At 52.8% G+C, this 11549-nt stretch carries 9 protein-coding genes; all 9 read right to left on the bottom strand.

Annotated elements, in window-relative coordinates:
- Nucleotides 1-494 precede the first annotated feature (494 nt).
- The 9 genes from FGS84_RS03245 to FGS84_RS03205 all read right to left on the bottom strand — a co-directional run bounded on the left by FGS84_RS03245 (nucleotide 495) and on the right by FGS84_RS03205 (nucleotide 11454).
- Complete coding sequence (locus tag FGS84_RS03245) at nucleotides 495-1277, bottom strand: ATP-dependent Clp protease proteolytic subunit (RefSeq protein ID WP_138306215.1); 783 nt, start codon at nucleotides 1275-1277, stop codon at nucleotides 495-497.
- 195 nt (nucleotides 1278-1472) lie between these two features.
- The gene (locus FGS84_RS03240; protein ID WP_171042527.1) at nucleotides 1473-3095 is read right to left on the bottom strand and encodes a C40 family peptidase; all 1623 of its coding nucleotides are present in this window, start codon (nucleotides 3093-3095) and stop codon (nucleotides 1473-1475) included.
- Between the two features lie 165 nt (nucleotides 3096-3260).
- Nucleotides 3261-4058, bottom strand: coding sequence for an ABC transporter ATP-binding protein (locus FGS84_RS03235; protein ID WP_138306213.1), 798 nt, complete (start codon nucleotides 4056-4058; stop codon nucleotides 3261-3263).
- Complete coding sequence (locus FGS84_RS03230) at nucleotides 4058-4993, bottom strand: ABC transporter permease (RefSeq protein ID WP_138306212.1); 936 nt, start codon at nucleotides 4991-4993, stop codon at nucleotides 4058-4060. Before FGS84_RS03230 ends, FGS84_RS03235 begins: the two co-directional genes overlap by 1 nt.
- 227 nt (nucleotides 4994-5220) lie before the next feature.
- Nucleotides 5221-6282 (bottom strand): ABC transporter substrate-binding protein, encoded by a 1062-nt coding sequence (locus tag FGS84_RS03225; protein ID WP_330640947.1) that lies wholly within the window; start codon nucleotides 6280-6282, stop codon nucleotides 5221-5223.
- Between the two features lie 153 nt (nucleotides 6283-6435).
- Nucleotides 6436-7833, bottom strand: coding sequence for an ATP-binding protein (locus tag FGS84_RS03220; protein WP_138306211.1), 1398 nt, complete (start codon nucleotides 7831-7833; stop codon nucleotides 6436-6438).
- A 66-nt stretch (nucleotides 7834-7899) separates the two neighbouring features.
- A complete protein-coding gene (locus FGS84_RS03215; protein ID WP_347563776.1) occupies nucleotides 7900-8580 on the bottom strand; it encodes a response regulator transcription factor in 681 nt (226 codons plus the stop codon).
- A 103-nt stretch (nucleotides 8581-8683) separates the two neighbouring features.
- Entirely contained in the window at nucleotides 8684-9679 is a 996-nt protein-coding gene (locus FGS84_RS03210) for a dipeptidase (RefSeq protein ID WP_138306209.1), read from the bottom strand.
- 110 nt (nucleotides 9680-9789) lie between these two features.
- Nucleotides 9790-11454 carry a SulP family inorganic anion transporter gene (locus FGS84_RS03205; RefSeq protein ID WP_138306208.1) on the bottom strand — a complete coding sequence of 555 codons (1665 nt, stop codon included), beginning with the start codon at nucleotides 11452-11454 and terminating at the stop codon, nucleotides 9790-9792.
- Nucleotides 11455-11549: the final 95 nt, after the last annotated feature.

The following is an 11549-nucleotide window of genomic DNA, read 5'->3' as shown; positions in this document are numbered from 1 at the left end:
GGAGGATAGAAGAATCTTTCCGGATTATGAAATCACAGTTGGATGCGAGACCGGTATATCTGCAAAAAGAAGCAACGATTACCGGACATTTCCTCATCTGCTATCTCACTGTACTGCTGACAAGACTATTACAGATATACGTTCTGGGAGATCAATATGGCACAGAAGAAATCTTTGATTTTATACGTGATTTTAGAGTAGTAAAAGTATCCGATCGAAAGTACATAAATCTAACCAGAAATTCATGCTTCATAAAACAACTGGCTGCTAAAACTGCGCTTCCACTTACGTCCTATTTTCTTGGAAACGAAGACATAAATAGAGTGCTAAGTCATAGGTTCTAACCCATGGCTTAGCACCATTTTTTTAGTTCAACTCCGAAAGACAGGTATTATGCTATATTTGAGATCAAAATTCAAGTGGATTGTTCCAAAAGCCTCCAAAACCCATAGCGCATGTCTGCGAAAAAGGGCCTGAATACAGATTTTAAACGGTTATTTCTGCTGCCCGCGCTCCCGCCCGTCAATCATGGCATAGAGCTTCCCCAGTGCTTCCTTGATGCCGCCCACCTGGTTGATAAGGCCTGCCTCCACTGCCTGGGAACCAACCAGCACAGTGCCCAGGTCCCTGGTGAGCATCTTTGTATTATGCATCAGCTCCCTCAGCTGGTCATAGGCAATATCGGCATGGTTTGACACAAAGGTCAGGATGCGGTCCTGTATCATTTCGAAATATTCGTAGGTCTGGGAGGTGCCTATGACCATTCCTGTCATCCGCACCGGATGAATCATCATGGTCCCGGAGGGCACGATGAAGGAATAGTCCGTGGACACGGCCAGAGGAACTCCGATGGAATGGCTCCCCCCCAGCACCAGGGATACGGTGGGAAGGCTGAGGGACGCTATCATTTCCGCGATGGCAAGACCTGCGTCCACGTCCCCTCCCGATGTATTGAGCAGAACCAGAAGTCCGTCCACACTGTCATCATCCTCTATTTCGGCCAGCTTCGGCAGTATATGGTCGTATTTCGTGGTTTTGCTGCTGCCGGAGGAATTCTCATGTCCCTCCACCTCCCCAATAATGGTAATGAGATGGATTTTCCTCTGCCTGCGGTTGTCCTCCAGGATAACCTGGCCGTATTCTTCCAGCTTATTGTCTTCCTTTTCCTCTATTTCCTTTTCAAGCTTCTTGGCCTCGTCGTCCTGCTGGCGTACCTGGCCGTTTCCGTCCTCCACCTGATTGTCTCTCTTTTTTCTGTTATTTTTTCCTTGTCCCATAATCAAACCACCCTTTCGTGAACATTCTTCAATTAAGGATAGTCTGCTCCGGGAACCATAAAATATGCGCTGTCTTTCACATAGTTTCAGCGCAAAATAACCGGCCAGCATAGACTGCTGACCGGCTTTTTAAATAAATATAATGTTTTAAGTCCGACTGCCCGTAACATCCCCGGCCTGAAATCCGGTTTCGTCCTAGTCGCCCAGCACATTCCTGATAGCCACCGGCGACCTGTAATTCCAGGTGGAAATCTTGATGCCGCTCTTCCGGCTGGCTGCGTGGACTACCTGGCCGTTGCCGATGTAGATGGCCACATGGTTCACCTGCCCGCCGCTGCCTGCGTAGAATATCAAATCGCCCGGACGCATGTTGCCGGAGGTTACCGCCTTGCCCATCTTGGCCTGGGAGCCGGAATAATGGGGCAGGGATACGCCGAACTGCCTCATGACCTGCATGGTGAATCCGGAACAATCCACGCCCTTTGTCAGGCTGGTTCCGCCCCATACATACGGGTTGCCCACAAACTGAAGGGCATAGTTCACTACCTTGGAACGCCTGGAGGCAGCATTGTTGGCCGCCACTTCGGCAGGTGAGAACTTGATGGCCTCGTTCAGTGCATAGCGCACCTCCACGTTGTTGTCCCTGGTGGAAATAAATGCCTTGTCCACCTTGCTTCCGTCCTCTTCATCCACGGAATCCAAATCAATCTCCACCCAGCCGTCCAGCTGAGCCACAACCGGATAACGTTCATCCTTCACAATCTGGGTCCAAATCTTGGCATCGGTGTTGGGCTCTGTGCGGACGTTCAGCACATCCGTGTTGATAACCGCCTTAAGGGTGGCATTCTGCATGGCTATGTCCTTTGCCTCCTGGCCTGTGGCCGTGTACTGGGGGTCTGCGGAAATATAGCCGATAATGGGTCCTGATTTAATCTTATACCAGCCGTCCAGGGTCTCCAGTATCTCGCCCGCCGCCTTGCTGGTCATCTTACCGATAATCTTGCCGTCTGCCTTCGGCTCCTGGCGCACATTCAGGTAGTTGTTCACCTTGGATATGACCAGGTTGTCATACTGGTTAATAGCCATGGCCTTCATATCCAGCTTGCGTCCTTCGTTCAGGGAATAGGCCACCTCAGCATATTCAGAGGAAATATATCCCTCCTCAATCTGAATCCAGCCGTCCTCCAGTCCCTTGACCACGTAGCGCTCGCCCTTTAGTGCCTGTCCGATGACATTGCCCGGGTCCAGGGCAGGAGCCTGGCGTATGTTCAGGTTGTCGGCCGTCACCGTTGCCCGCAGCTTCACAAGCTCCCTGGCCTTTTCCCTGGCTTCATCCCCGGTCAGAAGGTACTGGTTGCTGATATAACCCTCCACTCCGCCGGACGTAATGTGGGACCAGTCCCCCTCCGTGGCCAGAATCTCACAGGCTCCGTCCCCTGACAGCTTTCCTATAATCTTGCCGTCTGTGCTGGGAGCCTCCCTTATGTTCAGATAGCCGGACACCTGCACGATTCCCAGATTGCTGTAGGAATCAATTACATGGTCAATCTCCTGGGCTTCCTTACGGGCAGCTTCCTCCTCAGGAGAAACACTGGCCGGAACAGCCTGGGCCGGGGTGGCGTTTTGCGCCTGTCCCGTGGGGGCCGGTCCCGCTGCTCTGCCGGAAACCGGCTTTTTGACTGCCTTTACTCCGAACACGATGATTCCCACTGCCACAATGGCAGCCAGCAGGAGCACCAGGTATCTGGGGTCCAGCTGTTGATTCCGTTTTTTTCTGGCCTTATTCAGGCTCGATAGATAATCCTTATGTTCAAGCATGATTATAATAGTCTCCAACTCATTTTTCGCCATAAAAGCTCATATAGCGTAAAGTATATCATAAAAACAGACTCGAAAATGTGAAAAATTTCTTAAATTTTGCCGGTCCCCGAAGTATTTACGTGAAATGCCCCGGAAACCGGCAATTTAAGCGGCTTATACGGATTACTTTGAAAGCAGCATGCGGTCGTTGGCAAACTGTCCGCCGCTGGCCTCTGCAAACTTGGCAAGAAGGTCCTCTACGGTCAGATTCTGCTTATCCCTGCCGGACACATCATAGATAATATGGCCGTCATTCATCATGATAAGGCGGTTTCCTATCTGGATGGCATCCTTCATGTTATGGGTTACCATCAGGGCTGTCAGGTTCTGCTCCGTCACCATCTCATTGGTCAGGTCCAGCACCTTTTTGGCTGTCTGCGGGTCCAGAGCAGCCGTGTGCTCATCCAGCAGAAGCAGCTTTGGCTTTTGCAGGGTTGCCATGAGCAGGGTCAGCGCCTGTCTCTGACCGCCTGACAGCAGTCCCACCTTGCTGCTCATGCGGTTCTGAAGGCCCAGGCCCAGCCTGGTTAACAGGTCGTGGTAATAGTCCTTTTCATTGGCCCTGATTCCCCAGCCCAGCCCTCTTCTCTGGCCTCTTCTGAATGCCAGGGCCATGTTTTCCTGTATCTCCATGCCGGCTGCCGTGCCCTTCATGGGGTCCTGGAACACCCGGCCGATGTATTTGGCCCGCTTATATTCCGGCTGCCTGGATATGTTCACGCCGTCAATCTCAATCTTTCCGGAGTCAATGGGATACACGCCGGCTATCATGTTGAGCATGGTGGACTTGCCCGCGCCGTTTCCGCCGATTACCGTCACAAAATCCCCGTCGTTCAGGGTCAGGTCAATGCCGTTCAGCGCCTTTTTCTCATTGATGGTGCCCTTGTTGAACGTTTTTCGCACATTTGTCATTACCAGCATTATGCATTCCCTCCTTCCGAGTATTCTTTGTAGGTCTTCCATTTGTTGGCAGCCACCGGGATACAGAGGGCCAGTGTAACCACCACCGCAGACAAAAGCTTCATATAGTTGGGATTCATGCCCATCTTGATGACAAAGGCACGGATGACAAAATAGATAACGGAACCAATGACTGCCGCCGACAGCTTAAGGGCAAAATTGCGGAACCAGCCAAAGAGCACCTCACCGATAACAATGGCTGCCAGGCCAATGACAATGGCTCCGGTACCCATCTGGATATCCGCATATTTCTGGCCCTGGCATACCAGGGCGCCGGACATGCCCACCAGACCATTGCTGAGCATCAGCGCCAGCAGTTTTGTCCACTTGGTGTTGACGCCCAGGGCGCGGACCATGTCCTCATTGTTTCCCGTGGCCCTCAGGGCGCTTCCAATCTCCGTTCCAAAGAACCAGTACATAACCGCCACCATCAGGATGGCTGCCCCGATTCCAATGACCTGGGATGCCTGGGCCTGGTTGAAACCGGTGGCAGATGAAACCATGGTTACCATGGACTTGGACTTGAGAAGGGGGATGTTGCTGCTTCCTCCCATAATCCAGAGGTTGATGGACCACAGGGATATCTGGGTCAGGATTCCCGCCAGAATGGACGGTATCTCAAAGACCGTGTGCAGGATGCCTGTAACAAAGCCGGCCAGCATTCCCGCCAGGGTGGCTATGGCCAGGGCCGCCAACGGGTTCATTCCCCTGTTCACAATCAGGGTGGCACAGACGCAGCCTCCCAGGGCAAAGCTTCCGTCCACAGTCAAATCCGCAATATCCAGAAGCTTGAAGGTGATGTACACCCCCAGCACCATGATTCCCCAGAGCACGCCCTGTCCCACTGCATCCAGCAGATTCGGACCCATGCCCTGCATCAGATTCGCAATATTCATATTTTATATTTACCTCCGTTCCTGTCTCTGTTCCTTTGTGTGATTCGATTTTGTAAATAGCTTGCCCAAACCGCCGTTCCTCCGGGCCTTACAGCTTGAGCAAACCATCTACCTGCCTGCGGGATACCATTTTATCCAATGACCGAAAAGAGGGTGCTGCAGGCCAGAACGGTTTCCGCCGTCTCTGCCCCGCAGCACCGCCTGTATGGTCTGAGCTGCCTGACTGATTATTTTAAGCCGGATACATCAATCCCAAGGGTCTGGGCTGTCTCCTCATTCACTGTCAGCTCGCACTTCTCAACCGGCAGGTACTCGATGGGCATATCGGCCGGTGACGCTCCCTCAGTAAGGATTTTTACTGCCTGCTGGCCGGTCATGTACCCTAGCTGGTAGTAATCAATTCCGTATGTAGCCAGTCCGCCGTTCTGTACCATGCCAGCCTCGCCGCAGATAACAGGCAGGTTGTTGTCTCCTGCCACCATTCCCACGGTAGCCATGCCTGCTGCAATTACATTGTCCGTAGGTGCGTACACTGCATCCACGGCGCCTACCATGGACTGCACCACGGTCTGAATCTCATTGGAGCTGGAAACCGTATATTCTTTGCTCTCCATGCCTGCTGCTGCAATGGCTTCCTTGGCCATGTCAGCCTGAATCTTGGAGTTGGACTCTGCGGAGCAGTAAAGCACGCCAATTGTCCTGGCATCCGGAACCAGCTGCTTAAGCAGGTCAATCTGCTCCTTCACAGGAGTCAGGTCAGAGGTTCCTGTTACATTGGCTCCCGGCTTTTCATTGGTGTCAACCAGGCCGGATTCAGCCGGGTCCGTCACTGCGGTCACCAGGACGGGCGTATCCTCCACAGCGCCCACCATGGCCTGTGCAGCCGGTGTTGCGATGGCCAGAATCAAATCCTTTTTCTCATTTGCAAACTTGGACGCCACTGTCTGGCATGCTGACTGGTCGCCGGAAGCATTCTGCTGGTCAACCTCGTAGGCGATTCCTGCGTCGTCCAGGGCTGCGATAAAGCCCTCGTTGGCAGCGTCCAGGGCTGTGTGCTGTACCAGCTGGAGCACGCCAATCTTATAGGTGGTTCCCTCTGCCTGTGCAGCGGTCCCGTCCTCTGTTCCCGCTGTTGTCTCCTCTGCCTGTGCAGCCGTATCTGCTGCTGTCTCCTGGGCCTGGGTGGCGGCTGCCGTTGTTTCAGCCGTATTGCCTCCGCAGGCAGTCATGGACAGAACCATGGCGCCCGCTATAACCAGGGACATGAGTTTCGATGTCTTTTTCATCATACTATCTCCTCTTTCCGCTTAAGAATTCGTCCCCTGCCGGGACTTTTCCTATCATACTACAAAAAAATTGCCTCGTCAATTTTATTACTTTAAATTTCTGTGATTTTAAAGTAATAAAGTGAAAAACTGCTATTTTTTACAGAAATTACCTTATTATTTTTTCATGTCAAGAGGAATGGCAACGGTAAACTCAGTGCCCTTGTCCAGTTCAGAGGTCACATGGATGGTCCCGTGGTAGAAACCCACAATATGCTTTACAATGGAAAGCCCCAGTCCCGTACCGCCCTGTTTCCGGCTGCGGCCCTTATCCACCCGGTAAAAGCGCTCGAATATGCGGTCCAGGCTCTCCTTGGGAATTCCCACACCATTGTCCTTTACCTTTACCACCATGTCTCCTCCCTGCTCACCCACCGTAATCCACACCTGGCCTCCGGGCCGGTTATACTTGATGGCATTGGTGGCCAGATTGGTAAACAGCTCCTTCATCTGCTGCAGGTTTGCCCGGATACACAGGGGCTTGCAGTCCACATGGAGAAATACCTGGCAGGAGGCGGCCAGGGGCTTTAAGCTGTCCATGATTTCCTGGAGAAGCACGCTGACTCTCACTTCGGAGAACACCACCTCGGCGTCCATGGATTCCAGCCGGGATATCATCAGGATATCGTTGATAAGCCCGGTCATTCCGGCTGCCTCCTTTTTGATTCTCTTTGCAAAATCCAGCTTCATGCCCTCATCCTGTATCATACCGCTCTCCAGCAGTTCCGCATAGCCCTGGATGGAGGTGATGGGAGTCTTGAGCTCATGGGATGCATTGCTGAAAAATTCCTGGCGTATCTGCTTTTCCTTTTCTATCTGGCTTAAATATTCCTTCACGTCCTTTGACATGTTCATAATGGTTTCGGCAATCACGTTGATTTCAGGGTACTGGCAGCTTTCAAACTGAAGCTCCGTGTAATCCCCCTTTACCTTCATCACTGCTTTTGAGATATTGCGCAGAGGCCTGGTGACCGATGACACAAAGCGCCGGGTGGTCACCACGGAGCAGGCCATGGCCATGAGGAAACTTAAAATGGCTGCCGGAAACAGCATGGGAAGGTATTCCTGCATGCCGGAGTAGGGAACGGCCAGCCGGAGTACCATGTCCGAATAATCAGACCGGCAGGCCACATAGAGCATGGTCTTTCTCAGAGTGGTGGAATAGCGCCTGGCATACCCCTCCCCGTGCTCCACGGCTGCCCGCACTTCCTCCCGTCCCAGGTGGTTGTCCAGGTACTCTGCGTCCGCGTCTGAATCCGTTACAACTGTACCGTCTGTCCTTATGAGGGTCACCCTGCTGGAATCCTGGTCCGTAAACGCCTCCAGCCGCTCCATCTGCTCCATCAGGTCCCTGTCATAATCCAGAATGCTGTCCACGGCCTTAATGGTGTAGGTCATATCATTTTTGGAATTTCTCAGCATCATCTCGCTGCTGGCAATATAAAAGATGACGCTGTTAATACACAGCGCCGCCAAAAGTACCAGGATAAATCGTTCCAATAATGCCTTACGCATATCTTCCTCCTTGGTTTCCTGTCATGTTGTCCCACCTTGTTTATTTCACCCGGCTGCCGCAGCCGGTCACTTCACCATACGGTAGCCCACGCCCCGGACTGTCTTGATACAGCCGCCTCCCTCTTCTCCCAGCTTCTGGCGAAGGGTGCGGATGTGCATGTCAAGGGTCCTGGTCTCTCCGTCGTACTCGTATCCCCATATGCGGTTGAGCAGTTCATCCCTGGTCACCACCCTGGACTGGTTTTCCAGCAGGTAGACCAGCAGTTCAAATTCCTTCAGGGTAAGCTCTGTCAGGCGGCCGCCGCTGGACACCTCCCTGGTCTTCCGGTTGACCTGGATGCTCTGGTAGGACAGCACATCCCGGTCTTCCTCCCGCTTCGTCCTGCGCAGCAGGCTGCGGATGCGGGCCGACAATTCCAGCACTCCAAAGGGCTTTACCATGTAATCATCTGCCCCGCAGTCCAGGCCCACCACCTTGTCAAGCTCCTTTTCCTTGGCGGTCAGAAGCATGATGGGCACATACTTAAGCTGCTCCGTATTCCTTACCTCCTTGATGGCCTCTGTCCCGTCCATCCCCGGAAGCATCCAGTCAAAGATTGCCAGGTCCGGCTTTTCCTCCCTCATTCTGGCCAGGCCTTCCTCTGCTGTCTCAAACCCCTCCGCTGCATAGCCAAAGCCCTCCAGGGCAATTTTCAACAGATTCCTGATGTTTTCGTCATCCTCTATAATATAAATCCGTTCCATTATCCAAATACCGCCTTTCCCGGCATACCAGCCTATGTAAACAGCATACCAGACAGAAGTAAAATCCACCTCATGGGAATGTAAAACTTGTGTAAAGCTTTTCCCGCTACAGGACTTCCTTATACACCCGCAGCACATTTTTATAGAACACAGCTTCTATTTCCGAGGCTGTAAAGCCCTCCTTTTCCATGGCATCCGCCAGCATGGGCAGTCTGCCGGCGTCCCTCATCTCCAGCGTTCCGCTGATTCCGTCAAAATCAGAGCCCAGTCCGATACAGCCAATGCCGCCAATATTCCTTATGTGCTTCATGTGCATAACCATGTCGGATATGCGGCTGACCGGTTCTTCCCCCGGTCCGAAATCCCGCAGGAAGGCGGTACAGTAATTGATGCCCATAACGCCTCCCCTCCCGGCCAGAGTACGTATCATGTGGTCTGTCAGATTCCTTGGATGGGAGGCAATGGCCCTGGCATTGGAATGGCTGGCCACAAGGGGCTTTCCGGTATGCCGGAACACATCCCATATGCCCGCGTCATTCAGGTGGGAGATATCAATCACCATCCCCAGGCGCTCCATTTCCTCCACAAAGGCGATTCCGGTATCCGTAAGACCATGCTCTGTATCCGGCGCCATCCTGAAGGTACCGTCCTCCCGGGTTATCCTGGCATTGGGATATGCCAGTTCGTTGGGATAGTTCCAGGTCAGTGTCATCATGCGCACCCCAAGCCGGTAAAAATCCCGCAGAAACGCGGTTTTGCCCTGGCAGGTTCCGCCTTCCTCCACCGTGATGAGGGCTGACATCTTTCCCTGCTCCCAGTTCCTGCGGATATCCTCATAGGACCTGACGATTCCTATGATATCCTCATGGGCCTCCATCTCCAGGTAAAAGGTGTCCAGAAGCTCCATGCAGTATTCAAAGGGCCTTCCCATGGCTTGTTCCAGATTGACATACAGGGCAAAATTCTGCAGCCCGTAATCCCCGGCCTGCATCTTTCTCAAATCCAGCATCAGCTGGTTTTCAAGTATGGATACCCTGCCTCCCTTCTTATGGTCCTTATAAATTTCCGCGATGGTATCGCAGTGCATATCCACAACCTTCATAACCCCTGTCCTCTTTCCTGTTCTTTTGTATTCCCAATTTATTCCCGCGCAGCCGGAAATATTCGGTTCCCCCACACTATGTTCCAGTCTATACTGATTGTCTGCTTCTGTCAATCGGCCGGATTTGCCCCTGAAAGGATTTCCCTTGCGCGGCTGATTGCATCGTCAATGCGGGGCGCTATGTTCTCCCTTCCGATTTCCCTGTCAAATCCCGCCTTCTCCATCACGGACATGGGCTGCTCGTTTACATGGGAGAGAATCATGGCAATGCGGGCCTTGCGGCACCTCTCATTCAGCTTCTTAAGGCTGTTCAGTGCAGTGGCATCCATGGCCGGAACACTCCTCATCCGCAGAATCAGCACCTTCTTGTCCGAATCCAGCGGAATCTGTCCGATTTTGTCCGCAGCGCCAAAGAACATGGGTCCGTTCACCTCAAACACCATGGCCTGTCTGGGCACCGGCTTCAGGTCAATGCGCTCCCCGTCCGTGCTCTCCTCGTAATCCTCTGCATATTTCCATCCGTATATGTCAGATACGTCCGCCATGCGTTTCATGAACAGCAGACAGGCAAGGGCCAGTCCCACGCCAATGGCCATGACCAGGTCAAACACAACGGTGAGGAAAAAGGTCAGCACCAGCACTGCGGTGTCGCTTTTGGGAGCAGTCCGCACCACATCGGCAAAGGAGCGCCACTCACTCATATTATAGGCCACCATAAACAGGATGGCTGCTATGGCAGGCATGGGTATCAGGGCGGCATAAGGCATGAGAAATACCAGAATCAGCATAAGCACAGCCGCATGGACCATGCCGGCCACCGGGCTGCGTCCCCCGTTCTTTATGTTGGCGGCTGTTCTCGCAATGGCGCCTGTGGCCGGAATGCCCCCAAAAAGCGCTGACGCCGCATTGCCCACTCCCTGGGCCACCAGCTCCATATTGGAATTATGCTTTCCGCCTATCATTCCGTCTGCCACCACGCAGGAAAGCAGGGACTCAATGGCTGCCAGCACAGCTATGGTAATGGCGTCCGGCATTACCTTCTGCACCAGACCAAAGCTGACAGCAGGCAGACGGAAGGCGGGCAGTCCGGAGGATATGGTATACAAATCCCCTATGGTGTTGACCTTAAGGTCCAATGCCTTTACAAGCACCGCTGCCGTGGCAACGGCAATCAGGGACGGCGGCACCTTTTTAAAGAACCTGGGCCACAGGATGAGAATCATCAAAGATACGGCTCCCACTGCCAGGGCCTGAGTGTTCAGGGTGCCTATGCAGGTGATGACCTGCATAAGCTTCTCCATGGTCTCCACCGGTGATTCCCGGAAGGTAAGTCCCAGAAAATCCTTAATCTGCCCGATGAAAATAGTCACTGCAATTCCGGTGGTAAATCCGGTGGTAATGGTATACGGAATGAACCGAATCAGGCTGCCCAGACGCAGGAAGCCCATGATAATGAGAATGAGGCCTGCCAGGATGGTGGCCACTGCCAGCCCTTCCATTCCGTTCTTTATGACGATACCTGCCACAATGGTGGCAAAGGCCGCTGTGGGTCCTGCTATCTGCACCTTGCTGCCGCCTAAAAACGAGATGACAAACCCGGCTATGATGGCTGTATAAAGCCCCTGTTCCGGTGTGACCCCTGAAGCCAGGGCCAGGGCAATGGACAGGGGAAGTGCAATGATGGCCACAATAACTCCTGATACTGCGTCTTTTGTGAATTGTTCCTTTGTGTACTGTTTCATGGACAGAAACAGCTGGGGTGTAAGCGTCTTCATTTTAACTTTATCCTTTTCGTGTTTATAAAATGTTAATACTTTTTTAATATAGCGAAAGGACGGCCCCATATCAATTGTTTTCCGCCATGTTTCCA

Source organism: Clostridium sp. 1001271st1 H5 (assembly GCF_005845215.1).
In the GTDB taxonomy this organism is placed as follows: Bacteria; Bacillota; Clostridia; order Lachnospirales; family Lachnospiraceae; genus Enterocloster.
The sequence above is the reverse complement of the archived record's forward strand: the minus strand, read 5'-3'. Positions and strand labels throughout refer to the sequence as shown.

Excerpts from the sequence above, each read along its gene's own strand:
- FGS84_RS03220 (WP_138306211.1), bottom strand. The coding sequence starts at position 7,833 with ATGCGTAAGGCATTATTGGAACGATTTATCCTGGTACTTTTGGCGGCG.
- FGS84_RS03240 (WP_171042527.1), bottom strand. The coding sequence starts at position 3,095 with ATGCTTGAACATAAGGATTATCTATCGAGCCTGAATAAGGCCAGAAAA.
- FGS84_RS03235 (WP_138306213.1), bottom strand. The coding sequence starts at position 4,058 with ATGCTGGTAATGACAAATGTGCGAAAAACGTTCAACAAGGGCACCATC.
- FGS84_RS03210 (WP_138306209.1), bottom strand. The coding sequence starts at position 9,679 with ATGAAGGTTGTGGATATGCACTGCGATACCATCGCGGAAATTTATAAG.
- FGS84_RS03245 (WP_138306215.1), bottom strand. The coding sequence starts at position 1,277 with ATGGGACAAGGAAAAAATAACAGAAAAAAGAGAGACAATCAGGTGGAG.
- FGS84_RS03205 (WP_138306208.1), bottom strand. The coding sequence starts at position 11,454 with ATGAAGACGCTTACACCCCAGCTGTTTCTGTCCATGAAACAGTACACA.
- FGS84_RS03225 (WP_330640947.1), bottom strand. The coding sequence starts at position 6,282 with ATGATGAAAAAGACATCGAAACTCATGTCCCTGGTTATAGCGGGCGCC.
- FGS84_RS03230 (WP_138306212.1), bottom strand. The coding sequence starts at position 4,993 with ATGAATATTGCGAATCTGATGCAGGGCATGGGTCCGAATCTGCTGGAT.